The organism is Microcoleus sp. K4-B3, assembly GCF_036704615.1.
Classification (GTDB): Bacteria; Cyanobacteriota; Cyanobacteriia; order Cyanobacteriales; family Microcoleaceae; genus Microcoleus.
On sequence record NZ_JAUBSF010000020.1, the window covers coordinates 1 to 26,637 of the forward strand.

The window sequence follows — 26,637 nt, forward strand, 5'->3', positions numbered from 1 at the left end:
TCAGAACATGTGGGACAAGTATTAGCTCATCGTTGTGCTTACTTGAACGGGTTAATTGGAAATCAGAGACAAGCTGCCTGAGTATAATTACTCACTACAAAAGTGACATACTCCCAAAGTACCTTTGCCAAAAAAATCGAGGTTATGTAACATTAGGTAACAGTAAGGATACCAGTGAATTTGCTTGTGAATCTATCAAACACTGGTGGAATAATTATGGAAAAGCCGCCTATCCTCATGCCAATTCGATTTTAGCTAAGTGTGATGGTGGCGGTAGCAATAATGCTAATCATTATATCTTTAAGCAAGATTTACAAAAGTTAGTAGATGAAATTGGAATTGAGATCGGAAGAGCTCATTACCCTCCGTATACATCTAAATACAATCCCATTGAACATCGACTCTTCCCTCATATAACCAGAGCCTGTCAAGGAGTGATTTTTACAAGTCTAAATTTAGTCAAAAGTCTCATGGAAAAAACTCACACTAACCAGGGTCTATCTGTAGTTGTAAATGTGGTAGATAAAATCTATGAAATTGGTCGAAAGGTGACTGATGATTTTAAAAAAAATCTGAAAATTGTTTTTGATGAATATTTACCCAAATGGAATTATCGAGCGGTACCTCAACTCACGAATTAATCAAATTATTAATTTTTCATTCCTTAGTCGGCGGAGGCGGACTTTGTTTGTGGAGCATCGGGATTCTATAGGGTGGTTTTAAAGTGAATTTTTAACCAGGCGTTGACCTCACACAGTCCGTAACAAATAGCGATCCCACGCTGGGGGGCGATCGCCCCCCAGCTTTGAAACACCCCCAATTCCCTAACCCAACCCATTTTTTAAATTTTCCCGCAGGTTATGATTGACGGTTGGCAGCTTTTGAGAATCTAAATGCTAAACACAAATACAATTATTTCCAGCCTGCTGTTATTCATCCCAGTTTCCATCGCCGGACACTTTCTCGGCTGGGAATCCTCCACAATCTTCATCACCTCGGCTTTAGCCATCATCCCCCTAGCCGCGTGGATGGGGACGGCCACCGAAGAAATCGCCGTCGTCCTAGGTGCCAACTTGGGGGGTTTGCTGAACGCTACCTTCGGAAATGCCACGGAACTGATTATCGGCATCGTCGCCCTCAACGCCGGGCTAATAGATGTTGTCAAGGCCAGCATCACCGGTTCAATTATGAGCAACCTGCTGCTGGTGATGGGATTGGCGATGCTGCTGGGCGGATTGCGCTACAAAGAACAAGATTTTCAGCCGACAGTCGCCCGGTTAAATGCTTCAGCGATGAACTTAGCCGTGATTGCCATTTTGGTGCCAACTGCAGTTAATGCCACCTCTATTGGCATCCCTCCGGCAACTATGCAGAACCTCTCTAGCGCTGTTGCTGTAGTGCTGATTGTCGTCTACGTGCTGACGCTGCTGTTTTCCATGAAAACCCACAGTTATCTGTACGATGCAGGGGTGGCCGAAATAGAAATGCTTGAAGAATTAGCCGAAAGTAACTTAGCACCAGACAGCCCTGACCACAAAGTCAATCTGCCGCTGTGGATTTCGGTCCTGTTGGCCTGTACCCTGATGGTAGCTGTCGAGTCGGAACTGTTGGTGGGTACTCTGGAAGAAGCGACGGCGCGTTTGGGGCTGACATCGCTGTTTACCGGGGTGATTTTAGTGCCGATTATTGGCAATGCGGCCGAACATACAACAGCGGTGACGGTGGCGATGAAAAATAAAATGGATTTGTCGGTTTCTGTGGCCGTGGGTTCGAGTTTGCAAATTGCTTTGTTTGTTGCCCCGGTGTTGGTTTTGGCAGGTTTTGTCTTGGGCAAACCGATGGACTTGAATTTCAACCCGTTTGAACTTGTGGCGGTTGCGGTGTCGGTGCTGATCGCCAATTCTATCAGTTCTGACGGCAACTCTAACTGGCTAGAAGGTACTTTGCTGTTGGCAGCTTATACGGTTTTGGCGCTGGCGTTCTACTTCCATCCAGTAATTGAGGGACTTGTTTAACAGGCTTTCTTATGGGGAACGAAGAGGGAAGAGGAAAGAAGGCATTCGGCAGAAGGCGGGTTTTCCCACTCTCCCACTCCCCTACTCTCCCACTCTCCCACTCTCACTTCTTTTTTCGAGAGTGGTTGTTGCGATCGTACAATTGAAATGTAGCTGCTCTCTCGTGATTAGTTCTGGTCTGTTTGTACATTATGTGCTGTCATCAGGGATTTGTGACCTCGATCGGCTGTGACAAACAACAAAACCTTTGGCCTCAACCCGATCGCGAGATCGCAGTGCCACAGGTTAGAGAAAAAGACGGGATGCTGAAGTCAAGCGAGACTAAAGCCTCGCTTGACTTCAGGGACGCTGCAAGATTTCAATCAAGAATGCTCATGAGTCTTGTACTAGGTGTGCTACGATCGTCATAAGTTTAAAATTGAGTATAACTAGACAACGTAAAAACTTAAGTAGGTTGTTGAGTACGTAGTCACACAAACACGGTGTTGCCGTCTAGGAAAACTCGTATTTGAACAAAAACCGAACTAGATAAAGAGGACTACTCAAATACGGTATGCCCTACCGGAATTAACGCTCTTAGAAAAGACACCTCTACTTTGGCTGGAGTAATCCAGTCGCAAGCAAGTGACGCAAGCTGAACCAAAAATCTCAGTCACCAAGAGTGCACAGAGGTTAATCTAATCGCTTAATACTTTATTAAACTTGCTCATAGCGAATTATGGCCAGCATATTGACAGAGACGCAGTTATGTGTAACATTCTCATAATGCCGAAAATCTGCAGCAAAAATTTTCTGGGAGAGTAAACGAGGGTCGATTTAAAACTGACCAGCCTATAAAAAGGTCGAACGGGATGCCACGATTCGTTAAATTGGTTGAAAATAATGGTTAAACAATGGCTAAAAGCTTCCACAATAAATAGTTGTACTCATTTGAAAAATAGGGTGCTGCTCCACCCGAATTTACGCCTGCGGACAAGTAAGAGCCGACTCCCTTGGCAGAAGCAGGAATCAGACCCTCTAGAAAATACTTCTAGTTGAATGGTGAAGCAAAAATAAAGCTTAGCCAAGTTTTGTATAGCAGTGTCAAAGTAAAACTTGATAGAGCAACCTCAATCAGGGTTATGTGGCTTCTGTGAGTTATTGCCTCAATCCCAAATGCCCGAATCCCTCCGATCCAGCCAACTCTGGCAAATCCGCGTGTATCCACTGCGGGTCAGAACTTTTGTTGCAAGGTCGATATCGGCTAGTCGCACCTCTCGGAGGCGGCGGCTTTGGCAGAACATTTGAAGTGGACGACAACGGCGCTCGAAGAGTGCTCAAAGTCTTACTCAAAGAACATCCCAAAGCTGTAGAACTTTTTAAGCAAGAAGCCGACGTATTGGTCAGGCTAAGACATCCAGGTATTCCCAAAGTCGATCGCGACGGTTATTTTATATTTACGCCAGCTCACAGCACAGAGTCTTTTCACTGTCTGGTGATGGAGAAAATTGCTGGGGCCAATTTGCAAGACTGGCTGAAACATCGGGGCCGCCCGATCAGTCAAGAACAAGCTGTAAACTGGCTCAAACAACTGTCGGAAATTTTAGACCAAGTTCACCGCCTCAACTATTTCCATCGGGATATTAAGCCGCACAATATTATGTGCAAGCCGAACGGGCAGTTAGTGCTGATTGACTTCGGGACTGCTCGGGAAGTGTCGGCGACTTATTTCGCTAAGGTGGGCCAGGGGCAAAATGTGACTGGTATTGTTTCCCCGGGCTACACGCCGCCGGAACAAACTAATGGCAAGGCTGTTCCGCAGTCGGATTTTTTTGCTCTGGGTCGCACTTTTGTTTATTTGCTGACTGGGAAGCCGCCGACTGCGTTTCCAGAAAACCCGCGCACGGGCAGATTAATGTGGCGCAAAGGAGCTCCTCAGGTTTCCGACCCCGTGGCTAATGTGATCGATTACCTGATGGCGCCTTTTCCGGGAAATCGACCTCAAAGTCCGCAGATGGTATTGCAGTGCTTGGAGGAAATTAAACTCGACGGTGCGGAAAGTCAGTTGCCGACTCAGTTGCCGGCGACGGGGCAAACTAAACTTCGCGCAACTTCCGGGGCGTCTGGGGCGACGAAGCAGAATTCCATGAACCGCCTCAGACCTCTGAATTCGGTCTTGAAGAAGCCCGCCGAAAAGGTTTTTGATTGGAAAAATAAGTTGCTGGCCGGCACGGCTGTTTTGATGCTGGGTATTGGTGCGTCTCAAATTTACGGTTCGCTGCGTTACGGGGTGTTTCCTGCCAACCCGGTGTGGCTGCTTTCTAGTTTGCCTAGCAGTCAGTTTTTGCAAAGAAGTTTGGATAATGTCGGCAGTGTAAATGCGATCGCCCTGTCGCCTGACGGTCAAACTTTGGTCAGCGCAAGCTTTGGGACGATTAGAATTTGGAATGTGAGGACGGGACGCCTGGTGCGGACTCTCAATTCGGTGCATTCTAAAAAATCGGTCAAGACGGTGGCGGTGAGCCCGGACAGCTCGATTTTGGCCAGCGGCGGCGGCGACAATAATGTGATTCTCTGGGATTTGAAGACGGGGCGGCGGATGCGGACGATTCCCGCTCACAAAGCCGTCGTTAACGCGATCGCTTTTAGCAGGGACGGTAAAACTCTCGCTAGCGGCAGCAATGACAAAACTATTCGCTTGTGGAATGTCAGCACCGGCAGCAGGTTGCGGACTTTGAGCGGCCACGCCGGAGGAGTAAACGCGATCGCTTTGAGCGGGGACGGTAAAACTCTCGCTAGCGGCAGCGATGACAAGACTCTGCGTTTGTGGAATCTCGGCACCGGAGAAGTTAGAAGAATTATCACAGGTCACGGGGGCCCGGTTAATGCTGTGGCTTTTAGCCCGAACGGGCAAAGTGTGGCTAGTGCTAGCACCGACAATACGATCCGTTTGTCGAACGTGCAAGACGGGAAGCGCACCCGCACTTTTAAAGGGCATTCGAGCTGGGTGAGGACGATCGCCTTTAGCCCGGACAGCCGCACTTTGATCGGCGGGGGCGGAGATATTATAGTTTGGGATTTGAAGACGGGAAAAGAAAGAAACACTCTTTCTGGTCACAGCCAGTTTGTGAGTTCTGTTGCTATTGCCAGAGATAGCAAGACTTTTGTGAGTGGCAGTCCCGATCGCACTATTAAGATTTGGCGAATGCCATAGTCATACTATTTTTGATTTTTGATTTGAGATTTTTGATTAAAGAAGTGGTAATGGCTTATTTTGTATGGGTTTGAAGCACGGGCTTACACTGGCTTTCTTTTTTTTGACTGGTATCAATAGTCCTTAGTCAGCAGTCATCACTCATCAGTCCTATCAAATACGCTGACTCGGAATTATACCCTGCAATCTAGCGTCCTGCTCGCGAGTTCTCATCAAGAGCCGGACGCCCGCAAGCTCGGTATCATTCGGATGTTACCCTATTTGATATGAGTTATTCAAAACCCATACCAATTACCCATTACCAATTCGCAATTTTCAATTTTCACATAATCAAGACGTTATGCAAATAAATTTGGTATTATCCCAAAATCCCCCGCCCGTTTTTGGCAAATTCCTCCATAGTTTGCTGAGACAACTCGTGAACAGCCATCGCTTGCAACACGTCAAAAGGCAATGTCAAATGATGGGCGCCAGCTAATAAAGTCTTGACCGCTTCTTCCGGCGATTTAATGCTAGCTGCCAAAATCTCAGTATTAGTTGTCTGCAACACATTCGCCATATCTCGCACTAAGGCAAAACCGTCTCCGAGGAGTCGGGTAGCGCGATTCACGTAGGCGATCGCATATTTAGCACCCGCTTCTGCTGAGACAACCGCTTGTGATGCGCTGTATATCGCCGTCACCGCGCAAGGAATTTCCGGTGACAAATGCGCGACTGCTTGGAAACCCGCCGCCGTTGCTGGAACTTTCAAAACTGTTTGCTGTCCAATTAATTGAAAAGCAGCTTTTCCTTCTGCTACCATGCCATCAAAATCAGATGCCATTAGCTGATAGTACACTTCCCCAGAAATCAGTTGTGCCAGTTGTTTGAGCGTCACCTCAGGAGATAACTCGCTTTTTGCCAAAAGTGTCGGATTAGTAGTAATGCCCGCTATCCATCCGAACTTGCTCGCCCGTGCCGCTTCCGCTACAATTGCAGTATCAACATAAATTGCCATCGGCTCTACACCTTCAGTTTCTTAATATTTTCCAGACGCTTGCTTTCAGATTGAGATAAATCCGAGCACAATTAATCGTTAAGCTTTAACAATATCAAAGTCTCGGAAATATTACTGTTAAGTAAAGATAACAATTCAGTTATGTCCATCACCGACATTAGTGCGTGAGTTTGGAGTTTTGAATTCAACAGGACTTACGTAAAGAAAGCGGGTTTCTGAGGGAAAGTTCGTAAGTGCTATTCAACATAGCTCACAACAGAACTCAAAACTTTGAAGTCCATTGGTAACTAGGATTGTCGGGTAAGGAAAAGTTGACTCGCTAAATCCCGGATACAAATAGTTTACATTTGTAATAGGGGTTATGTATGCAATAACTCAAGGAGGTGACTCAGAAAATGACCGAAGACAAAAATCAGCAGCCACAAGTCAGCCTTGAGACATCTTCTGAACAACCTCAGTGGAAAAAACCAGCAGAAACCGCTGAAGAATTGTCGATAAATGTTAAGTCTGAAACTCTGTCTCAAGCGGTTCAAAAGAACGATCGAGACCGTTTGAAGGCTCTAGCCCGGTTAATGATGGTGAGCTTAACTTGGTCGCTGGCTGGGCTTTCCAAACGCGAGTAAGTTATGGATCGCTACCGCAATGGGCGAGTTATGATTTGTGAGTTGTGTCGGGACTTTTGTTTAACTCAAAACTTACAACTCCCGGACTTACATGATGTCCGGTTAGTTGTAAGAAAACCCATTTTTAGTGAAGACTTTACTCCTTAAAGCAAGGACTAAAGTCTTCAACAGAGCACTCATAATTTTTCTTTAATTCCTTCAAACGACCCCAAAAAAGTCGGTTCTGGACGGGTAACGCGCACTTCCCAAAGCGCTTTGAGGACTGCCAGAAATTCGCGGAAACTGTACCGAATCATGCTATTTTGGGGGAATTTGCCCCAATCCGGCGTTCCTAAGCCGATCGCCTCTACGCCCAACTGGCGGCAGGTATAAACAGCGCGGGCTAAGTGAAAGTTTTGGGTAACTAAAACAGCCTTCGTTATGCCAAAAATCTCTTTCGCCCGGTAGCAACTTTCATAGGTGCTAAATCCGGCATAATCGAGAATGATATTATTAATCGGTACGCCCTGTGCTTCGGCGTACTCCTGCATTGCTTTGACTTCGTTGTAATCGGCGCTGCTATTGTCTCCTGTCATCAAAAGTTTGCCCGTTCGCCCTGCTTTGTACAAATCGACGGCTGCTTGCACTCGATCGGCTAACATTGGGCTTGGAGTGCCGTCTTCCCAAACTCCGGCACCAAAAACAATGGCAATTGGTTCGGCGGGAACCTTAGCTACATCGGTGCGCAGGTAGTTGCTTTTCACTAGCCTGACGTAGTAGTTGAGGGCTAGGGGTGTGAACACTGAGGTTAATATTAACAGCCCGATGGCAAGGCGCCATTGAAATATAAAGGATTTAGGCAACATAAATTCAAGTTAACTTCCTATATAATTACACAAACAGACCGCTTCGCGGATCTCAAAATTGTCAAGTTACCTAAGTTACATTATATTGAAAAATATGATTCAACAACAGCCAAAGTTTGAATTGCTGGAATCGCTTTTATGGGAACCCAAAAACGGCTATTTTTTGCTAGACAGACATCTTCAAAGATTAGAGCGATCGGCTGATTATTTTCATTTCCCCCTATCGCTAACAGAAGCAAGTAAAGCTTTACAAGCATTAAGTATGACTTGCGGTTCAGTCAAACAAAAAATACGGTTAACAATATCTTGTAAGGGAAACATAACATTACAAGCTCAGACACTAGATAGCGGTATCTTAAAAATCGGTGCATCTGTGGGAATTGCCCGCAAACCGATCGATTCTCAAAGCCCATTTCTTTACCACAAGACAACTTACCGATTGCCTTATACAATGGCTTTGGAGTCGCAGCCCGAATATCAGGATGTCTTTCTGTGGAATCAAGATGGAGTTATCACCGAATCTACGATCGCCAATATTGCGATCGATACACCCGCAGGTCTAATCACACCTCCCGTCAAGTGCGGTTTATTACCGGGGACGTTTCGTTCTCAACTTTTAGAGGAGGGAAAAATCAGAGAAGAGTTAATTACCTTAGATGATTTGCGCAGTACCAAAACTTTATTTCTCATTAACTCCGTTAGGGGTTGGATACGCCTCAAAAAAGAAGCAAGCAGAGATGTTTGGAAAGTTGTAAGTAATGGCTGATATAACGCTTTCACTCGATTTTAGTAGGGTGCGAACTGTGCACATTACTGCTACAGATAGTATCAAAATTTACTCGTTGCGTAAGTCCTGAGAGTGTTAACCATAGTGCAATCTATTATGAAACAAATACAACCTTGGCATTGGCGAAAGCTTCCCCTAAATCAGCGCAGCGGATCTGAGATTTTTCAAATTTTATTTCTCGGTAAAACTGCCGACAGTGCAAGCTCAATATCGGATTGTTTCCCCCGCGATATGGCTGTTCTGCTAGAAAGTCCAGCTACATCTTCTACTAACTTGACACGATATTCTATTTGTGCAGGTTCTCCCCGGATAATTGATGGTCAATCTCAGCTATGGACACCGGCAGTAGGTGAAATTTTACCTTTTTTGCGCGCTCTTTTGGACTCTCAAAAGCAAAATTTAGCAGTGAATGTACCGCCGGAAATTCCTTTTACTGGGGGTTGGTTGGGATGGCTAGGTTATGATTTAGCGTGGGAAATCGAACACCTGCCCCAACTCAATACCGATCCGCTTCCTTTCCCGGTTAGCTGTTGGTACGAACCAGAATCTTTTGCGGTTTTAGACCGTCAAACGCAAATTCTCTGGTTGGCTGCGAGTCAACCTTCTCAACTCGATGTTATGCAGCATCAATTAGAGCAAACCCAGCCAGAAATAATCCAGAATAATTTACCGGAGAATTATCAACAAAATTCCGCTACTCCTATTTTCCAATTATCTCAGAGTGAGTATAAAGAAATAGTGCGAAAAGCTCAGAAGTATATTCATGCGGGCGATATTTTTCAGGCTAATTTATCTTTGCGGTTTGAAGCCCGTACAGATTGCAGTAGTTGGTCAATTTACCGGGCTTTGCAACGGATCAATCCTTCGCCTTTTGCAAGTTATTGGCAAACTCCGTGGGGGGCGATAGTTAGTTGTTCGCCGGAAAGACTGGTTCAATTATTAGGAAAAGAAGTGGATACTAGACCGATCGCGGGAACGAGACCGCGAGGTTTAACCTGCATTCAAGATGAGCACTTAGCACAGGAATTAATAGAGAATATCAAAGAAAGAGCCGAACATATTATGTTAGTTGACTTAGAGCGCAACGATATCGGGAGGGTGTGTGAATGGGGCTCGGTAAAAGTTAACGAATTTCTGACCGTTGAACGCTACAGTCACGTGATGCACCTCGTCAGTAATGTTATCGGTACATTAAGACGAGATTGCGACGCGATCGACTTAATTCGAGGGGTATTTCCGGGGGGTACGATTACAGGTTGTCCGAAAGTGCGCTGTCTGGAAATCATCGAAGAATTGGAACCCGTAAAGCGCAATTTATTTTACGGTTCCTGCGGTTATTTGGACTGGCGCGGCAACCTGGACTTAAATATTTTGATTCGCACCCTTTTATATGCACCAAAAAGTGACGGTACGACCGGGGGAGTTGTTTGGGGACAAGTGGGTGCGGGGATTGTTGCTGATAGCGATCCTGAAATGGAATGGCAGGAGTCGCTGCATAAAGCTCAAGCTCTAGTTAATGCTTTGAAATTAGCGGAAATATTTGATTATAGCCTTTCTCAGTAACATGAGGTGTTCTTGGGCATTGGGCATTGGGCATTGGGCATTGGGCATTGGGCATTGGCCAAACAGGGCATTGGAAGAGTACCTTACTTTCCTGAGAACCGCTATAGTTTTTTTAGCGATCGCACTGTGAGTCAGCTTCTGGGTGAACTCATGGATATTAGACGAGACTGCCAAAGCTGGTTAGCTGTTGGAGAAGCTCACTATCACGATCGCAAAGGAAAAGCACAAGCAATTAACAAAGCCCCTCAATGGCTGATTCCTGCAAGAATTTATTAGACTTCTTCAAGAATTCTTGTGGGACAGGCATCCTGCCTGCCCAAGACTTGCTTTTCACTCGTATGTCTATTGATTGTCCGAACCTACTGCCTCAGAAATAGAACTAAATCCGCGTTCTTCTAACTTTTGCAACAAACCTTGGAGAATCCGACGCACCATCCAAGGCCCTTCGTAAACCCAACCGGTGTAGACTTGAATTAAACTCGCACCGGCGGCTATTTTTTCCCAAGCATCTTCGGCGGTGAAAATGCCGCCAACTCCAATTATGGGTAATTCGCCTTTTGTATATTGCCAGATAAATCGGATTACTTCTGTCGATCGCTCCCGCACAGGAAGCCCGCTAATTCCCCCGGCTTCTGCGGCGATTGGTTTGCCTGTTTCTCGCAATATTTGTGTTTTCAATCCGTCGCGGCGGATGGTGGTATTTGTGGCGATAATTCCTGCTAGTTGGTAGGTTTTTGCTAAGTCCAGGATTGATGCGATCGCCTCGGGTTCCAAATCCGGCGCAATCTTAACTAAAATTGGCTTGCTTCCCTGATTTTCTTGTTGCAAAATTTCCAAAATCGTGCTAAGTCCAGCAGCATCTTGGAGCGATCGCAACCCGGGCGTATTCGGAGATGAAACGTTGACTACAAAATAGTCGCCCCAATCTTTCAGCAGCTTAAAACTCTCCAAATAGTCCGCTGCTGCCTGCTCTAACGGTGTTACCTTAGATTTACCGAGATTGATGCCCAAGGGGAACGGAGACTTAGGCATGGGGCGCGAGGCATCGAATGGGGACTGTTTCTGTGCAGCCTCAAACCGGGCTGCCATTGCCGCGGCTCCTTGATTGTTAAATCCCATGCGGTTGAGGGCTGCACAGTCGTCCGTCAAGCGAAACAAGCGAGGCTGGGGGTTTCCCGGCTGCGGTTGACAAGTGACAGTGCCGAGTTCGGCAAAGCCAAAGCCAAAATTTGCCCAAATGTCAGCAGCTACGCCATTTTTATCAAATCCCGCAGCCAAGCCGACAGGATTGTTAAAGCTCAGTCCCCACAAAGATTGTTCGAGGCGAGAATCTTGGACTCCCAAAGATTTCTGCAATCGGGAGAGCATTTGGCTGGTTGCGGGGTTTGACTGGGTTCTGGCTGCGAGTTCGAGAACTTGGAGAGTGCGGTTGTGCAGCCACTCGGCATCGGTTTTCAATACGGAAAACAACAGCGGCCGTACACCTGATTGATAAATATCCAATGACTTGTACTGGGGCAATTTACAAATGAGAAATCAGAAAGGAAATAAAAATATTCACGAGCAGACAGCGAAGGCGAGGTTGTTACTTCAACTTCGATCGACTTTATTCAATGTTTGAGATTCAAGGATAAGTGAGACGATTATATTATAAGTTGATTCTTTTCCATTTGAATTTTTTAATTTTTAAGTTGGTAATTTTAAATTAGACAAAGGTGCGGGGAAGCTTGGAAATGGGGCAGCAGCAAAGACCGAAGGATTTAGACGAACAAATCGCGACCCTGGAACGCGTTCTCCAGACTCTCCGAGAAGAGGAGAATGTTGAAGTGCTACTTTCGACCACACTCGGTTACTTGCAAACGGAATTTGACTGGGGGTTGATTTGGATCGGGTTGTACGATCGACAGGCCCACAGATTGTTGGGGAAAGGTGGCATGACTCCTAACGGCGACCAGTCTTTTCTCAAACAGCGGTTTGCCCTCAGCCCAGGGGATTTGCTGGAACAAGTGGTGATTCAGCTCCGGCCGGTGGGAGTCCCGGATTTGCGATCGGAAAACAGAGCCGGAGAATGGCGCAAAGCAGCTCAAACTTTCAATATTCAAGGCACGACTCTGTTTCCGCTCCGCTACAAAGACCGCTGCTACGGCGTGATTTTGCTCGGGACTGACGTGTGGGGAGCGTCGCCAAAGTCGGGGGAAAAAACGCAGTTGGCGATCGTATTTGGAGCGCTCGCAACTGCTCTTTACCAAATAGAAAAAGACTGGCAGCGACAACAAGTCAAACACCCAGACGAGTCTCTTTTAGCGCTGATTTCGCAGTTGGGGGAACTGCGATCGCTCGACCAATACTTGCAAGCGGTTGTCGAACAAGCCCATGAATTTATCCAGCCGACGCGCACCAATGTTTATTGGTTCGAGCGAGAGCGGCGCTATTTTTGGCGCCGAGTCAGCAACCGCGAAGTTGCTCCGGGTTTGGGCGGGCCGGGCCGAGCGGCTTCGGGCATCACCGTCCAAGACTTGGGCGAATTTTATCAGGCTTTGGGCAGGGAAGAAATGGTTTGGATCGGTGAATCTCAAAGTTCTCTGAAAACTGAGCTGACGGGGCGGTTGATGCAGCAAATCCGCGCTCGCTCTCTGTTGGCTGCGCCGATTGTTTCAGAAGGGGAATTGTTGGGATTTTTGGCAGTCGAAGCCGGCGAGCCCCGGATTTGGCAAGAAAATGAAAAACATTACCTGCAGGGAGTGGCGCGGTTAGTGGCTCTGACGGCTCCTGTGTCGGAGATGGAGGAGAAAATTCAGCAAACTGAGATCGATCGAGATTTAACTGCCGGAATAGCTCGCGCCATCTACAGCGATGCTGACTGGGAGGCGACTTTGAAAAATACCGCCGAGCAGTTGTGCGGGCGGCTCAAATGCGAATACTTTTTGCTGCTGCTGTACGGCGAAGAACAAAATCGCTTTGAGATTGTCTGCCAAAATCTGCCCCGCAACCGCAGGGCAGTGCCGTCGCCGCTCAACGCCCTCGACGCGGCAGACGTGGGGCTGTTGCAAGAAAGCGCACCTCTGGCTATTGAAAATTGGGAAGAAGACGGGCGGTTGGGGGCTTGGCGGGAAGTGCTAGCGGAGGCGGGGGTGCGATCGCTTTTGGCATCAAGCACTCGCAGGAAAAATAAAGACGGAGAAAACCCGAATTTAAAATCGAAAATCGCCAATCGAAAATCGATCGAGGGTTTGCTGGTTGTCGGGCACAGTGCAACTCGCACTTGGAGGCGAGCTGAGCAAGAATTAGTTCGGTTAGTGAGCCAACAGCTAGGATTGATCCTGCACTCCTGGCAGCAGAGTTCGGAAATCGACAAATATCAGCAATTTGAGCGATTGCTCAAATCGGGTTTGGCGGTTTTGCAGCATTCTCCTGAGGAGCAATCTGAGCAACCGATATCTGCTGCTTCACCGACGATGTTCCCAGAGTTGCCGCTACAAAAGCTCGATCGTAACTTTGCTCAACACGTTTCCCAGACACTTTCCTGTCCTTTAGTAGCCGTAATTACTTGGAATCCAGGTCAGGAGGAAGGTTCAATTGCAACGGCGCTAGCTGCCAATCCCGTATTTGCCCTCAATCCCGAGGCGGTGATTCCTGTCAAAACAGATGCCTTGATCCAACAAACCCTGGCTGCTAGCGGGGTGCTGCAACAGAGCACGAGCCAACTGCAACTGGCGACGAAGCGGTGGCTGCGCAGTCCGGGAATTGGCGAGATGATGACGGTGGCGCTGCGGACGGCCCCAGAACACGCTCCGGCGGGCATTGTGGTGGCTGCAGACGCTCCGGGCCGCCAGTGGTCGGAGTTGTCGGTGAGTTTACTCAGCTCGATGGCGTCTCAGTTGGCTTGGTGGCGCAGATATTTGGCGGTGCAATCGGCCGAGGAGTCGCACCGATTCGATCTGGAGCTGCTCAACTGGTACAAACAGCGCCGTTTTGAGGACTTTTACCGCACTGTGGGAGCGGGGGTGAAGGAGTTGGGGGATTTGAGTCAGTCGATTTTGCAGTCGGGGAAGGAGCAAAAGGATGCTTTGAAAACTTTGCGCTACCAACAGGTTTTGCGGCACATTGGCAATGCTTTGGGGTCAACTCATTTGCTGCTGAAACAGGAACAGTGGCGGCTGCAATTCGCACAAGATGCGGTGCCTGTGAGCGCTTGGCTGAGGCGATCGCTCGATCGAACGGCCCCCCTGATCAAACAGTCGCAAGTCTTGCTGGAAGTGCACAGAGAAACTGCTGTGTCGATGCCTGCAGGCCAGACTTTGAGCGTTCGCGGGGACAGTATGAAGCTGGATTTGATCCTGTGCGAATTGCTGACGGCGGCTTGCAGGCGCTCTGGAGTTGGTGACAAGATTGAGATTCGCTCTCAGTTGTTGGGGGAAGGTTTGCTAGAATTCTCTGTGATCGATAGCGGCGCGTGCGATCGACAGTTAATTGCTGCCTTCAACGGCGGTTCCGGGCCCGATATATTAGGCGTTTCTGCAAATAGGTCGATCGTGCAAAATCTCTTAATTTGTCAGCGAGCAGTACGCTTAATGGGGGGAAACTTGTCTTTAGAAATGTTAGAAAACAATTTAATTGTGGCTCGTTTAGTGCTGCCCCTAGCCAATTCTTAATATTGTAAAATTTTGTAAAAGTTCCAAGCTGCGATCGAAAATTGTAGGGGCGTGTTTCATAAACAATAATTGCCTAAAACCCATAATTTCATAAACCCGCGCCCACCCAACAGTAAATCGCCATCTACCTCTTTCAAAATACAAGGGGCTGGTTTAGCTAATATCTATATTGTTACTGGTATCTTGCGCCATATTTAGGAAGGAACGGGCCGGAGAACCCGTTCTACAATATATCAACTTTATTGTGGATGAGCCGGAGAACCCGCCCCTGAAAGACTTTCAGAACTAGGGAAAAACCTTTGAGTAATCCAAGCAGTTACAATATGAGAAAGCAATCCCATCGGCCCAGCAAACAAACACAAAGCCAAAGAATGAACCGTCCAAACTCCTGTCCGCTGTCCTTCCAAATAAATCCAGCGCCCGACAAACAAATCCATCACTAAAAAATGTATCCATCCCGTAGCCGCCGCTGTTTCCTCCCCCAGAAACTTAGCAATATCTGCTAGCTTGGGATTCGACAAAGCTGCCGCATTTTCCGCAGTCAGACTGCTACCAAACAAATATATGTACAAAGCGGCTAGCACTGCAAACGGAATGAAAGAATTCATCACTTTTCGGGTAATTCCCCAGTTTGGTAATAAAATCATAATTGCCCAGAAAGGCAAAACGAACAGATTAGCTGCGTTAAAAATTAGTTCGGGTGTCATAGTTGGCTCTTGGCTCCTGGTAATGCAATGCAATTAAGGATGTTAAGATTACTTTACACAATTTTTGCTAAAATTTATCAAAACCCGAAAAAAATCTCCTTCACAAATGAAATAGAATTGCTATACTTATCTAAAAAATCAAATCTCCCATCTAATATCGATTGACGCAGCACAGCACATGACAACTTATAATAACTTTCTAGATTGGTGTAAGCACAAAGAAACTCTGTCTCCTAGCGCCAAACATACGGTAGAAATACTGTTGCAAATATCAGACACTTCCGAGTGCGATCGAGCCAACGAGCTGCTTTCTAATACAACAGAACTTAACCTCAAAAATCTTGAAATTACCGATATCATTCCCCTCTCATCTTTCACTCAACTTACTAATCTCATTCTCGGCAGCAATCAAATATCTGATCTCAGTCCCCTGCAATCTTTAACCAATCTGAAAACTCTGGTTGTGGATGTCAATCAAATATCAGATATCAGTCCGCTTTCATCTCTAATAAATCTGACAAGACTCGTTCTCGATACCAATCAAATTTCAGACATCAGTCCCCTAGCAGGTCTAACTAATATTACCGCACTTGTCTTGTTTGATAACAAAATTTCAGACATCACTCCGGTGCAAGTTTTAACGAACTTAAATGCGCTCATCCTCTACAACAATCAAATTTCCGATCTCGCTCCTCTGAGAAACTTGACTGCACTCGATACACTCTACCTTTACAATAATAAAATATCGGATATCACCCCGCTAGCTTCCTTAAAAAATCTCACTACGCTGTTTCTATTCGGAAATGAAATATCTGACCTTACTCCGCTGGCATCGCTGACTAACTTAAATAAATTGGTTTTATTCCAGAATAATATATCAGATATTAGTCCTTTGACATCGCTCACTAATTTAATTGAACTCAACCTCGGTAATAATCAAATATCAGACATCAGTCCGCTGAAATATTTAACTAATTTGACTGAACTTTATCTGTTCAACAATCCGATTTCCGATAGCAGCGCGCTACAAGCTTTAAATAACTTATTTTTACTAGACTTGTACAACAATCAAATCTCTGATATCAGTTCCCTGCAATCTTTGCAAAAGTTAACTACGCTAGACTTGCGCGGGAATCCGATTGTTAATAAAATTTGCCCTGTCAATCCTGAATCTATATGTCGGTTTTAATTTTTAAGGTCGAGGCAAGATGGCAGTTTATAGAGTATAATGTCAAAGGTGAATATCAGGAGAATGTGATGAGCGGACACGATGCTTTGATGTTAGGATTGCTGCTGTTGCCAGGTTTGGCTTTGTCGATCGCAATTCTGGGCGCTTTTGCCGCTGGTGGATAATCAGTTTTTAGCACTCATCAGCGCTCCAGAAAGCAGTTTACTGGTTCCGAGAGGGCGGGTTTATCTATTTGTTGAGTTGCCGGAAATATCTTGGGCAAAACCCGCCCGCTTCCTCTACCAATTTACAAAAATTGTGCTGTAACATCCGAATTTACCAAAGTATTCGCGCACAAAATACCCGATGCTGCGACGGCGGGCACGCCAATTCCCGGCATGGTGCTGTCTCCCACCCGATACAAGCCTTTGATTGGTGTGTGCGGCCCGGGAAATGTGCCTTTTCCGGCGGCGATTGCAGGCCCGTAAGTTCCTTGATATCGGCGCAAAAATCGGGCGTGGGTTAGCGGTGTGCCGATCGACTCTAAGACTATCCGCGATCGCAAATCCGGTATAATTTTTTCTAAAGCTTGAAACAGAGATTGCGATCGCTCTTGCTTTTTCTGCTGATACAATTCGCCGTACTCCCAACCTTCGTAAGGTTCCAATGTATAAGCGTGAACGGCGTGATGTCCGGGCGGCGCGAGAGTTGCATCCCACACTGTAGGAATCGAAATCATGCAAGTATTTCCGGGTACTGTAATGTCGATCTTGCTGTCGTGAACGACGACGTGGTGGCCGGTCAAACCTTCGAGTCCTGCGGCTTTAATTCCTAAATGCAGGTGCATGAAACTGTCTACTGCTGGCATCGACAAGGAGGTTTTTCGGTAGCTTTCCGGCAAATCTTCAGGTTGCAGTAATTTTGTATAAGTATCCCAGACGGTGGCATTTGAAATAACAATTGGGGCGCGGATTATTTCGCCATTTTGCAAGCGAACGCCGGTGGTTTTGCCGGATTCAACTAATATTTGCTCGACGGGAGTTCCCAGGCGCAACTTTCCTCCCCAGCGCTGCAAACCTCTCACTAAAGCATCGACGATCGCACCGCTGCCACCTACAGGATATTCGATCGCACAGCGCGATCGTTCGCCAATCATAAAAGCTATTTCCGGCGCGACAGTTCCGTGCGCTTTCAAACCCGACAGCAAAAAGCACTCCAAATCAATCAAACGCCGCACCCAAGGGTCGCGCACGTCCCGATCCATCAAGGAACCTGCTGAACCCGCGATCGCACCTACTAGCGGTAACAGCTTCAGCAAAGCAGGCGAGTACCGAGACAGCAAAACAGGTATCAACTGCCAATCGGATCTCAGCGCTAAAGCCGGAATTCCACGCAAAGCCTCATACAAAACTAATAAATTTTGTTGAAATTGCTGCAATTCTACAGCACCTTGCGGTGCGAACTTAGCTACAGCATCTAAGTAACTTCTCGCATCAGCATAAACCGGTAAACTTCCCTCGGGAAAATGGTAATGCCCCAGCGGATCGTAGGAAATTGCTGCGATCGATTCCTCTAAAACATCAAAAACTTGCCGCAAAGGATTAAACGACTGCGGGTCAGTCAAACCGCAATAAAAAGAAGGCCCCGAATCAAAGTGAAATCCCCGGCGCGAAAAGCTGTGAGCTGCCCCGCCCGCTATGGTGTGGCTCTCGCATACGATAACCCGCTTGCCGTAGCGAGCTAGCATCGAGCCGGCGACTAAGCCGCCAATACCGCTGCCAATTACGATCGCATCAAAGTCTTGCATTTATCAAATGTGGTATGATCTTATTATTTATCGCTGACTGTTGACAGGGTATTTTTATGGGAGGAAAACTATGAAAGCTTTATCTATTTTAGATGAAGTTGTTCGCGAATTAGAACAAGACGTCAATCTCTCGCGCATTAAAAAAATAATATTTTTTGCTTGTAAAGAGTCTTGGGAAAACGATCCGGCCCAACTCGCCAGCGCCGAGATCAGAATTTTAATCGAAGAACTGTGCGCCAAATACAGCAGGTTAGAAGATATTGAAGCAGTTTTAAATAGTATAGTTTCTAAGGTAAATAAAAAAACCGAGTATGCTTTAGTATCCGACCTCATAATCTGTCAGCTTAGCAGGCTGTATGAATTTGAAGACTTCACCAAATTAGAAACAAACATATCGAGTTTTGGCGGTCAGGAAGCTCCCGCATTTGAAGAACACTTTAGTTTGGAAGTATCAAGCAGCGAAGAAAGGGCAAGAAACCCCGGGAATTTATTTGATGTCAGACAAAAGATTTTGCAGCAAACAAATCCGCTGAGGGCTAAAATACTAATTTTTTCTAGTCTTTATCACCAGTTTACTTTTAGCGATCGCGACTGGCTGCTGCTGAAAACTCAAGAACTTGACAATCTGCTGCGACAACTGTTTAATGTCTGCGGTAGCCTAGCCGAACTCGAATCTCAGTTGTACACAACTGCTAGCAATCTCGACAATAGAGATGAAAACGACCAAGCTGCGAGCGTAATCATCAAAGCGATGAATTCTTGTTACGCAACAATGCAACAGGAAGAACCTCATGAAGCCGAATCTTCAGCTAGCGAAGGTTACGATCAGACACGTTTAAACAACAGTGTTTATGAAGAGAGCGAGCTGGTGGACAGGCGCACCGATTATTTTGATCCAGGCGAGATTACTCACATCCTTCAATCTGCTCCAGCTCACTATCATTATGACCCCCAAAAGAGTTACTTAGTGCCGGGCACGGCAGAAAATGTACAGTTTAAAGAGCCCGAAACCAGCAATAATTATCCTACCCATTTCAGACAGGAAATGGTAGAAACATTCCCAGTTGCAGAAATGCCGACTATTATCGAAATTTTAGAACCGGCGGCTCCTGTTATTATAAATATTAGCGATTCCATCAAACGCAAGTTGGAATTGGAAGAAGAAATGACAGAATTAGTCAGTCAAAGTGCTAACTCCGCAACAGCGCAAATAGAAAATATATTCACCCAGTTAGAAGCTGCTTTGAACGGAAAATTTTCTACGGGAAGTGCAGAAGACCGTTTGTACTGGAAATATAAAAATCTCAGAGAGTATGTAGGAAAAGTTCAGAAGTTTGCCGATAAGATGCTGGAAATTTTGCTCGAATTGGAGTCAAAAGAAAGCGGAAAATATCCTTCTGAAATTCCAGAAAAAAGGGCGGACAATATTTCCGAAATACCGCCGGAAAACTCTAGCCATAAAGCAAATCAGTATCAGCTTCTGGAAATGGCAAAACAAGGTAAACCAAAGGCGATCGCCCAATTGATTAATCAATTGCTACAGCCTAAGGGAATTACTGCTACAGCGGGATTTAAAGACGGTTGGCTCCACGTCATTCTGGATTCTGCTGAAGTACCAAACCAACAGGCTACAGCTTCATACATTGACAAAAAACTGTGTACTTTAAAGTCAAAATATCTTACTCATGTAAAAATTCACGGGCGACAGTTAGGCAGCAAAACAGTCTCTTGGACTCAAGAGTTTGTCAATTAAACTCATTAAATGCTCAGACTCAAGTATGGGGCTGGGGTTACACAAACTAAGTCCGCCTGCGCAAACTGAAATTAAAGAAGTTTCATCAAATTTATCAGACTCAAGTCTGAGGCTACAAAAACTAAGTCCGCCTGCGCGAACTGAAATTTAAGCAGTCTAGAAATAGCAGATTGTACCTAATTAACAACAAAAACAAATATGAATGCCAGCGAAATTTTAAGACGATATACATCAGGAGAACTAGATTTTCAAGGTATGAATCTCAGAGGGGTATACCTGAGCGGTGCCGATTTAATAGGCGTCAATTTAAGTAGTGCTGACCTCTGGGGTGCAAACTTAGCGATGTCGTACCTGAGCAGAATTAACCTTCAGCGCGCCAATTTAACTAATGCAAAGTTGTCCGGTGCTAACTTAAATCAGGCTAACTTGAGCGGAGCAAATTTGTCGGATGCCGACTTCCACGGAGCAAGTTTGCAAGGCGCAGACTTTCGCAAAGCAAACATCTCTTTGGCAGTTTTTATCGATGCAAATTTGAGCGATGTAGATATGCGAGGTGTCAATTTGCAAGGTGCAGATTTGCGCGGTGCGTGCTTGCGGGGTGCAAATTTGCGCAAGGAACTGCGGATTTTTGAGGGTGCAAATTTGCGCGGTGCAAATTTGCAAGGTGCAGATTTGCGGGGCGTCAATTTGCAAGGTGCAGATTTGACTAAAGCTAATCTCAGTCACGCGAATTTGACTGAAGCATTTCTGGGAGAAGCAAATCTGACTCAGGCGAATTTGAGCGAAGCTATTTTAGAGGGCATATTTTTGACTGAAGCAACTTTGGTAGAAACAAATTTTTCTTGGGCTGTAATGACAAATGCTAAGTTGGAAAGAGCTGTGTTACTTGATGCTGAATTGGCTGGCGCTAACTTGCGGGGTGCATTTCTTACTGATGTTAAATTGAGCAATGCTAATTTAATTATGGCTGACTTGAGTCGAGCTAATTTGGTGCGGGCTGATTTGAGTCGAGCTAATTTTAATCAGGCTAATTTGAGTGAAGCTGATATGACAGATGCTTACCTGGCTAAAACAGATTTGCGGGATGCAATTTTGCACCGCACAACTTTGATTAGGGCAGATTTGAGCAGTGCTAATTTAGCAGGTGTTCAGTGGCGCGGTACAATTATGCCGAATGGAGAAATTCACCTGTAATTACTTGTAGTAGCAATTTAACCCTTTCGGCAAAATAGTTAATTTAATTAATATTTAAGGCAATTTCGTAGAATAAAAAAATAGGAGAATGCTGTGTTAAATCCAGGGAAAATTTTACAAGAACGTTATCAATTGCAACAGCGTTTAGGACGCACAGCGGTCGGTCATCAAACTTGGCTAGCAGTAGATTTAGAGTCTCAAGAACAGGTGACGCTGAAAATGTTAGCTTTTAGCCCGGAAATGCAGTGGGAAGAACTCAAGCTTTTTGAAAGAGAAGCACAAGTTTTGCAGGCGCTAAATCATCCCCGCATTCCTTGCTATCGAGATTATTTTTCCCTGGAGCGGGAAGCCGGAGCAGGATTGCCTTGGTTTGGATTAGTGCAAGATTATATTCCGGGACTTTCACTTCAGGAATTATTAGAAAATGGTCAGCGTTTTTCAGAAAAAAAAGTACGGATAATTGCGAGTGAAGTGCTGGAAATTTTAATTTATTTGCATGAATTAAGTCCCCCGGTTTTGCACCGCGATATTAAGCCAAGTAATTTAATTTGGGGGGAAGATCAGCAGGTTTATTTAGTAGATTTTGGCGCTGTGCAAGCTCAAGCAGCGGTGACAGGTGTAACGTTTACAGTGGTAGGAACGAGTGGCTATGCACCCTTAGAACAGTTTTGGGGGCGGGCGGTGGCGGCTTCGGATTTGTATGCTTTAGGAGCTACTTTAATTCATTTGTTAACGGGGGCGACTCCTGCAGATTTGCCACAGAAAGATTGTCGGATTCAGTTTAGCGATCGCGTGAGTGTGAATCCTAGTTTGGTAAGCTGGATTGAAAAAATGACGGAAATCGGGTTAGAAAAGCGTTTCAGCAAGGCTAGAGACGCTTTAGCAGCTTTGAAATCGGGAAACATACAAGGGGCCAATCTTCAAATTGCGACTGTTCGGAAAATTGCTAAACCGCCTCACAGTCGCATTCAAGTTAGCAAATCAGCGACGGAGTTAAACATTAAAATTCCGTCTACTTTAGTCAGACATCCTTTTTTAGGCGCTTTTATAGGAATATTAATTATACTGCTATTTGGGCCGATAATCTTAGGATTTTGGGAAGAATATTTAAGTATTGCATTAGGATTGTTTGCGATTATAGCAAGTATCTTAGTTGATATTTTTGGCAAGGGTCATAAAATTACATTTAACCGGAACTACTTTAAGCTGGAACATCAGATATTTGGTTGGAGTTATTCACAACAAACTGGGGAAATTTCGGAAATTTTGGGTGCTTTTATATATACCACGACTCAGGGAAATCAAATCAGGATTCGTTCAGGTACCGAGATGAGAACTGACCTTTATATTTTAGCAGAACATTTGAAAGAGGTTGAGGCGGCTTGGTTAGCGCAAGAAATTCAAGATTGGTTAAATTTAAGATAAGTAAATTTAGTAAAAAACTGCGATCGCTCAATGATGAGAATACATGAGGCACTCAAACTAGATTATGGCAAATTATAGGATTTTTTTTTTGCTCAATACTTTAGCTGTCCTGCTGGTAGGGGTGGTAAGTTTGGCCTTAAATGGGTTTGGTTCTTCGGTAAAAGGGTTATTTTTTCCGCCTTGTCTTGCGACATATCCGGGGGCGGGTTTCTTTTTTCTGATGTTCCAAATGTTGTTTTATTTGGCTGTAATGGTGTGTGTTTTTAGCTTTGGTTTGCTAAGAAATACTCAACCGAATCGTCCTGAAAATTAGTTTATTTTAGGTTCAGCGATAGTTACGGGATTTTTCCTATTTAATGAAGTTTTTCGCACCCATGTTCACCTCGGACGCGCTGGCTTTCCTAAAGTTACAATAGTTATTATCTACGCTGTTGCTGCGGCAGTTTATGGATTAATTTTTAGGAGGCAAATAAAATCAACGCCATACTTTTTGTTAGTAAGTGGCGTTGGTTTATTATTTTTGGCATTTTTTGCGGAAGCATTTCCCTGGAAAAATGAGGCAATTTCCAGTTTGGTTGAGGGATTCCTAAGTTGTTAAGTGGGGTGAATATTGTGCTTTACTTTTGGTTTGTTTGTAAGGGTTTAATACTGCGATCGCTCAAGTTTTCTAACAATAAATCCCCTCTCGAATTAACTAAGTTTAATTAGAGCGGGACGGGTTTAGGAGATCGTTAGTTGTAGACATAGACAGTTGGTAAAACCCGTCCCTACATGATTGTAGAATCGGTTAAAACAAAAAGTACCGCTGAGCCATTGGCAAAACTGTTGCCGGTTCGCAAGTTAACAATTCCCCATCCGCCCTCACTTCATAAGTTTCTGGATCGACTTCCATTTGTGGCAAATAATCGTTGAGTTTCATATCTCTTTTACTAATTTGCCGCGTCCCGGAAACTGCTACAGCGGGCTTTTGTAAACCGAGCTGTGCGGCAATATCTCGATCGCGCGCAGCTTGGGAAACGAACGTCAGACAAGTCGCCGCAATCGCACCGCCAAAACTGCCAAACATCGGCCTCATATGCACCGGTTGCGGCGTGGGAATGCTGGCGTTAGCATCTCCCATCTGCCCGTAGGCGATCGCCCCTCCTTTAATTACCAGTTCCGGCTTCACCCCAAAAAAAGCCGATCGCCACAAACATAAATCCGCCAACTTTCCCTCTTCCACCGAACCGACATACTGACTAATTCCGTGAGTAATCGCCGGATTAATTGTATATTTTGCAATGTACCGCTTCACCCGAAAATTGTCGTTAATCCCCTCTGTTTCCCCCCCTTGGTAAGGGGGGGTTAGGGGGGGTAAATTTCCCCTTTGAACCTTCATTTTATGAGCCGTTTGCCAAGTCCGAATAATCACCTCTCCAACTCTTCCCATCGCCTGCGAGTCAGAAGAAATCATACTAAACGCACCTAAATCGTGCAAAATATCCTCAGCAGCAATAGTTTCCCTTCTAATTCTCGACTCAGCAAAAGCGACATCTTCAGGAATGCCCCGATCTAAATGGTGGCAAACCATCAACATATCTAAATGTTCTTCTAAAGTATTGACAGTGTAAGGGCGAGTCGGGTTAGTTGACGAAGGCAAAACATTAGCTTGACCGCAGACTTTAATAATATCCGGTGCGTGTCCGCCGCCAGCACCTTCGGTGTGGTAAGTGTGAATAGCTCGATTTTTAAATGCGGCAATTGTGGCTTCTACAAATCCCGCTTCATTGAGAGTGTCGGTGTGAATTGCAACTTGCACGTCGTACTCGTCAGCGACACTCAAACAAGTGTCAATTGTTGCTGGCGTAGTTCCCCAATCTTCGTGGAGTTTCAAACCCATTGCACCAGCAAAAACTTGTTCGACTAATCCTTGAGGTTGACTGCTATTTCCTTTACCTAAAAATCCTAGATTTACCGGGAAAGCGTCGGCTGCTTGCAGCATCCTGTACATATGCCAAGGCCCGGGAGTACAAGTAGTCGCGTTTGTACCCGTTGCAGGGCCAGTGCCGCCGCCGATCATTGTAGTGATGCCGGAGGCGATCGCCACTTCTATTTGTTGCGGGCAAATAAAGTGAATGTGACTGTCAATTCCCCCCGCCGTAAGAATCATCCCTTCACCAGCAATTACTTCTGTACCGGGTCCGATAATAATATCTACCCTATCTTGAATGTAAGGATTTCCGGCTTTACCAATTTTGTAAATTTTGCCGTCTTTAATGCCGACATCTGCTTTAACAATTCCCCACCAGTCTAATATTAAAGCATTAGTAATCACCGTGTCAACAGCGCCGTCAGCATTAGAAATAGGCGACTGTCCCATGCCGTCGCGAATGACTTTGCCACCGCCAAATTTAACTTCATCCCCGTAGGTTGTGAAGTCTTTTTCAACTTCAATGAATAATTCTGTATCGGCTAATCGGACGCGATCGCCTGTAGTCGGGCCGAAAGTTTCCGCGTAAGCGCGGCGATCCATTCTGTAACTCATGCTCGCTCCTAATATTTTTTTAGTTAGCAGTTGAGATTAACTTTAATTATACTACGTGCCGACTTCCTCAATCTGAAACCAGTAAAAAAAATGCAATTTTAGGCAACTTTTAAACCCTGATAGGCATCAATTCTTTCAGATCTAAAATCGAAAATGGTATGAGAGGGCAAGTTTACTCCAGCATTTTCTTGATTTCCCTTTTCAAAACCTCCACATCCACCGTCATATCCATGCCAATTAAACTCCAATCTTCCGATTCATTGCTGTCCTCAACCATACGGGAGTATTCTAATCCTAATAGCTGGCAAATGTAATAGAAATATGGCGGAGTGTAGCCTCCATAAAAGCATTCCAATACTTTCGTTCCCGGCTGACACCACAGCAAATTTGTAAAACCAGCCCCGTGAGGGCCTACAACCACCGCTGCTTCTGCAAACAGACGAATTTGTTCATCAACAGTGCGCGATATATCTTCCAAAATTTCAAAATCAAATTCTTTCAAAACCTCGCGCACTTGTACTTCATTTTTTACCTGGCGCCGGCCACTTCTAGACAGATAAAGTTTTCTATAAGGCTTTACCTTTTCCTGAAGACCGAATTTTCTACGCAAAAGCTCTATATCGTAAGGACTGGGAAAATACCAGTCTTGATTGTTTCCCACCACCGCACTTTCTGCATGATATCCCGTATCTCTAGCCCGAGTGTCGATTAGGGAACTTTCAGGAATACCGAGTTTCGTCATAAAGCCCAACTCAAAATCAGTATGCCGTAAAGGATAACAAATTTTAGCTTCTTGCCAAATTTCCTTACCTAAAGCCTCCTCAATTCGACAAAGTTTAGCCAGCACAAAAATGACATAATCGTAATAACTGCACCACAAATGCGACCAAGGAGCAACTACCAGCGGATAGGTAATTTGGTTGGGTTTGTAAGGCCATTCCAGAATGCCCGCACCGCTAATCCGAAAATCCAAGTCTAAAAGCAACTTGTTATTCAGCAGCGTGTTGCCCGACGTACAAATAGTTAGAGAATTTATTTTTTCACTCCGGGAAATCTTCCACACATAATCTGGGTCAAAAGACACGGTTTTTTCCGTGGCAAAAAACCGAGAAGGCACTTTATTTACCGAGGCTAATGCGGGTATATTGATAGGTGGGTGCTGCTTTTTGTAAATGATGCTGTCATCTAACAATTTGATGCTGGTGCGTCGGTCTAACGGGGTTCTCCAGACACGCCTCGATGTTGCCAGCAAGCTCTGCTTCAATTTCTGTTTTATCTGGTCAACCAATTTTGGGTTCATCACGCGCTTTGGCTGTATGTGTTGGCAGTTTTAACAACCATTGTCGATCGCCAACTGCCGATTTTAACTCGCTCAAAAGTCTGA

22 protein-coding genes are annotated in these 26,637 nt (G+C 45.4%); 14 read left to right on the forward strand and 8 right to left on the reverse strand.

What is annotated here, in order from left to right; all coding sequences use genetic code 11:
• The coding region (locus QUA78_RS11695) for an ISAzo13 family transposase (protein WP_333398806.1) at nucleotides 1-641 on the forward strand (641 nt) is incomplete at its 5' end.
• Between the two features lie 65 nt (nucleotides 642-706).
• Here QUA78_RS11695 and QUA78_RS11700 read toward each other — a convergent pair.
• Nucleotides 707-838 carry a hypothetical protein gene (locus QUA78_RS11700; protein ID WP_333303082.1) on the reverse strand — a complete coding sequence of 44 codons (132 nt, stop codon included), beginning with the start codon at nucleotides 836-838 and terminating at the stop codon, nucleotides 707-709.
• Nucleotides 839-893: 55 nt separating this feature from the next.
• Here QUA78_RS11700 and cax point away from each other — a divergent pair, with 55 nt between their 5' ends.
• Together cax and QUA78_RS11710 are read left to right on the forward strand one after the other, a co-directional pair.
• Nucleotides 894-2,015: a calcium/proton exchanger gene (gene cax / locus QUA78_RS11705; protein ID WP_333303083.1), complete on the forward strand. Its 1,122-nt coding sequence runs from the start codon at nucleotides 894-896 to the stop codon at nucleotides 2,013-2,015.
• Between the two features lie 1,123 nt (nucleotides 2,016-3,138).
• The gene (locus QUA78_RS11710; RefSeq protein ID WP_333303084.1) at nucleotides 3,139-5,208 is read left to right on the forward strand and encodes a serine/threonine-protein kinase; all 2,070 of its coding nucleotides are present in this window, start codon (nucleotides 3,139-3,141) and stop codon (nucleotides 5,206-5,208) included.
• A gap of 358 nt (nucleotides 5,209-5,566) precedes the next feature.
• On the opposite strand, the gene QUA78_RS11715 is transcribed toward QUA78_RS11710, so the two are convergent.
• Complete coding sequence (locus QUA78_RS11715) at nucleotides 5,567-6,205, reverse strand: transaldolase family protein (protein ID WP_333303085.1); 639 nt, start codon at nucleotides 6,203-6,205, stop codon at nucleotides 5,567-5,569.
• A gap of 395 nt (nucleotides 6,206-6,600) precedes the next feature.
• Here QUA78_RS11715 and QUA78_RS11720 point away from each other — a divergent pair, with 395 nt between their 5' ends.
• Nucleotides 6,601-6,828 carry a hypothetical protein gene (locus QUA78_RS11720; RefSeq protein WP_333303086.1) on the forward strand — a complete coding sequence of 76 codons (228 nt, stop codon included), beginning with the start codon at nucleotides 6,601-6,603 and terminating at the stop codon, nucleotides 6,826-6,828.
• A gap of 176 nt (nucleotides 6,829-7,004) precedes the next feature.
• Here QUA78_RS11720 and QUA78_RS11725 read toward each other — a convergent pair whose 3' ends face one another.
• The gene (locus tag QUA78_RS11725; RefSeq protein WP_333303087.1) at nucleotides 7,005-7,673 is read right to left on the reverse strand and encodes an ElyC/SanA/YdcF family protein; all 669 of its coding nucleotides are present in this window, start codon (nucleotides 7,671-7,673) and stop codon (nucleotides 7,005-7,007) included.
• Nucleotides 7,674-7,767: 94 nt separating this feature from the next.
• On the opposite strand from QUA78_RS11725, the gene QUA78_RS11730 reads away from it, so the two are divergent.
• The 3 genes from QUA78_RS11730 (at nucleotide 7,768) to QUA78_RS11740 (ending at nucleotide 10,299) form a co-directional block, all read left to right on the forward strand.
• Nucleotides 7,768-8,439 carry an aminotransferase class IV gene (locus QUA78_RS11730; protein ID WP_333303088.1) on the forward strand — a complete coding sequence of 224 codons (672 nt, stop codon included), beginning with the start codon at nucleotides 7,768-7,770 and terminating at the stop codon, nucleotides 8,437-8,439.
• Nucleotides 8,440-8,556: 117 nt separating this feature from the next.
• Nucleotides 8,557-10,023 (forward strand): anthranilate synthase component I, encoded by a 1,467-nt coding sequence (locus QUA78_RS11735; protein ID WP_333303089.1) that lies wholly within the window; start codon nucleotides 8,557-8,559, stop codon nucleotides 10,021-10,023.
• Between the two features lie 6 nt (nucleotides 10,024-10,029).
• The gene (locus tag QUA78_RS11740; RefSeq protein ID WP_333303090.1) at nucleotides 10,030-10,299 is read left to right on the forward strand and encodes a hypothetical protein; all 270 of its coding nucleotides are present in this window, start codon (nucleotides 10,030-10,032) and stop codon (nucleotides 10,297-10,299) included.
• A 66-nt stretch (nucleotides 10,300-10,365) separates the two neighbouring features.
• Here QUA78_RS11740 and QUA78_RS11745 read toward each other — a convergent pair whose 3' ends face one another.
• Nucleotides 10,366-11,526 carry a quinone-dependent dihydroorotate dehydrogenase gene (locus QUA78_RS11745; protein ID WP_333303091.1) on the reverse strand — a complete coding sequence of 387 codons (1,161 nt, stop codon included), beginning with the start codon at nucleotides 11,524-11,526 and terminating at the stop codon, nucleotides 10,366-10,368.
• 230 nt (nucleotides 11,527-11,756) lie between these two features.
• Here QUA78_RS11745 and QUA78_RS11750 point away from each other — a divergent pair, with 230 nt between their 5' ends.
• Nucleotides 11,757-14,675, forward strand: coding sequence for a GAF domain-containing protein (locus tag QUA78_RS11750; protein ID WP_333303092.1), 2,919 nt, complete (start codon nucleotides 11,757-11,759; stop codon nucleotides 14,673-14,675).
• Between the two features lie 239 nt (nucleotides 14,676-14,914).
• On the opposite strand, the gene QUA78_RS11755 is transcribed toward QUA78_RS11750, so the two are convergent.
• A complete protein-coding gene (locus QUA78_RS11755; protein WP_333201692.1) occupies nucleotides 14,915-15,382 on the reverse strand; it encodes an ABA4-like family protein in 468 nt (155 codons plus the stop codon).
• A 178-nt stretch (nucleotides 15,383-15,560) separates the two neighbouring features.
• Here QUA78_RS11755 and QUA78_RS11760 point away from each other — a divergent pair, with 178 nt between their 5' ends.
• A complete protein-coding gene (locus tag QUA78_RS11760; RefSeq protein ID WP_333303093.1) occupies nucleotides 15,561-16,571 on the forward strand; it encodes a leucine-rich repeat domain-containing protein in 1,011 nt (336 codons plus the stop codon).
• A complete protein-coding gene (locus QUA78_RS11765) occupies nucleotides 16,559-16,735 on the forward strand; it encodes a hypothetical protein (RefSeq protein WP_333303094.1) in 177 nt (58 codons plus the stop codon). The genes QUA78_RS11760 and QUA78_RS11765 overlap by 13 nt, the downstream gene beginning before the upstream one ends.
• A 122-nt stretch (nucleotides 16,736-16,857) precedes the next feature.
• On the opposite strand, the gene QUA78_RS11770 is transcribed toward QUA78_RS11765, so the two are convergent.
• A complete protein-coding gene (locus tag QUA78_RS11770; protein ID WP_333303096.1) occupies nucleotides 16,858-18,357 on the reverse strand; it encodes an NAD(P)/FAD-dependent oxidoreductase in 1,500 nt (499 codons plus the stop codon).
• A gap of 70 nt (nucleotides 18,358-18,427) precedes the next feature.
• Here QUA78_RS11770 and QUA78_RS11775 point away from each other — a divergent pair, with 70 nt between their 5' ends.
• From QUA78_RS11775 to QUA78_RS11790, 4 genes are all read left to right on the forward strand, one after another.
• Entirely contained in the window at nucleotides 18,428-20,110 is a 1,683-nt protein-coding gene (locus QUA78_RS11775) for a hypothetical protein (RefSeq protein WP_333303097.1), read from the forward strand.
• 198 nt (nucleotides 20,111-20,308) lie between these two features.
• Nucleotides 20,309-21,304, forward strand: a complete 996-nt coding sequence (locus tag QUA78_RS11780; protein ID WP_333303098.1) for a pentapeptide repeat-containing protein — start codon at nucleotides 20,309-20,311, stop codon at nucleotides 21,302-21,304.
• 93 nt (nucleotides 21,305-21,397) lie between these two features.
• Nucleotides 21,398-22,729: a serine/threonine-protein kinase gene (locus QUA78_RS11785; protein ID WP_333303099.1), complete on the forward strand. Its 1,332-nt coding sequence runs from the start codon at nucleotides 21,398-21,400 to the stop codon at nucleotides 22,727-22,729.
• A gap of 88 nt (nucleotides 22,730-22,817) precedes the next feature.
• Nucleotides 22,818-23,042 (forward strand): hypothetical protein, encoded by a 225-nt coding sequence (locus QUA78_RS11790; RefSeq protein ID WP_333303100.1) that lies wholly within the window; start codon nucleotides 22,818-22,820, stop codon nucleotides 23,040-23,042.
• A 474-nt stretch (nucleotides 23,043-23,516) separates the two neighbouring features.
• Here the strand turns inward: QUA78_RS11790 and ureC are convergent, their stop codons facing one another.
• Nucleotides 23,517-25,253: an urease subunit alpha gene (ureC, locus tag QUA78_RS11795; RefSeq protein WP_333303101.1), complete on the reverse strand. Its 1,737-nt coding sequence runs from the start codon at nucleotides 25,251-25,253 to the stop codon at nucleotides 23,517-23,519.
• Between the two features lie 172 nt (nucleotides 25,254-25,425).
• On the reverse strand, nucleotides 25,426-26,553 hold the full coding sequence (locus QUA78_RS11800) for a glycosyltransferase family 61 protein (RefSeq protein ID WP_333303102.1): 1,128 nt from the start codon (nucleotides 26,551-26,553) through the stop codon (nucleotides 25,426-25,428).
• Nucleotides 26,554-26,637 lie beyond the last annotated feature (84 nt).

What these genes read in the sequence shown, in the direction of transcription:
- QUA78_RS11765 (WP_333303094.1), top strand. Translation starts at nt 16,559, where the DNA reads ATGTCGGTTTTAATTTTTAAGGTCGAGGCAAGATGGCAGTTTATAGAG.
- ureC (WP_333303101.1), bottom strand. Translation starts at nt 25,253, where the DNA reads ATGAGTTACAGAATGGATCGCCGCGCTTACGCGGAAACTTTCGGCCCG.
- QUA78_RS11730 (WP_333303088.1), top strand. Translation starts at nt 7,768, where the DNA reads ATGATTCAACAACAGCCAAAGTTTGAATTGCTGGAATCGCTTTTATGG.
- QUA78_RS11735 (WP_333303089.1), top strand. Translation starts at nt 8,557, where the DNA reads ATGAAACAAATACAACCTTGGCATTGGCGAAAGCTTCCCCTAAATCAG.
- QUA78_RS11775 (WP_333303097.1), top strand. Translation starts at nt 18,428, where the DNA reads ATGAAAGCTTTATCTATTTTAGATGAAGTTGTTCGCGAATTAGAACAA.
- QUA78_RS11760 (WP_333303093.1), top strand. Translation starts at nt 15,561, where the DNA reads ATGACAACTTATAATAACTTTCTAGATTGGTGTAAGCACAAAGAAACT.
- QUA78_RS11725 (WP_333303087.1), bottom strand. Translation starts at nt 7,673, where the DNA reads ATGTTGCCTAAATCCTTTATATTTCAATGGCGCCTTGCCATCGGGCTG.
- QUA78_RS11780 (WP_333303098.1), top strand. Translation starts at nt 20,309, where the DNA reads ATGAATGCCAGCGAAATTTTAAGACGATATACATCAGGAGAACTAGAT.
- QUA78_RS11800 (WP_333303102.1), bottom strand. Translation starts at nt 26,553, where the DNA reads ATGAACCCAAAATTGGTTGACCAGATAAAACAGAAATTGAAGCAGAGC.
- cax (WP_333303083.1), top strand. Translation starts at nt 894, where the DNA reads ATGCTAAACACAAATACAATTATTTCCAGCCTGCTGTTATTCATCCCA.
- QUA78_RS11755 (WP_333201692.1), bottom strand. Translation starts at nt 15,382, where the DNA reads ATGACACCCGAACTAATTTTTAACGCAGCTAATCTGTTCGTTTTGCCT.
- QUA78_RS11715 (WP_333303085.1), bottom strand. Translation starts at nt 6,205, where the DNA reads ATGGCAATTTATGTTGATACTGCAATTGTAGCGGAAGCGGCACGGGCG.
- QUA78_RS11720 (WP_333303086.1), top strand. Translation starts at nt 6,601, where the DNA reads ATGACCGAAGACAAAAATCAGCAGCCACAAGTCAGCCTTGAGACATCT.
- QUA78_RS11770 (WP_333303096.1), bottom strand. Translation starts at nt 18,357, where the DNA reads ATGCAAGACTTTGATGCGATCGTAATTGGCAGCGGTATTGGCGGCTTA.
- QUA78_RS11750 (WP_333303092.1), top strand. Translation starts at nt 11,757, where the DNA reads ATGGGGCAGCAGCAAAGACCGAAGGATTTAGACGAACAAATCGCGACC.
- QUA78_RS11700 (WP_333303082.1), bottom strand. Translation starts at nt 838, where the DNA reads ATGGGTTGGGTTAGGGAATTGGGGGTGTTTCAAAGCTGGGGGGCGATC.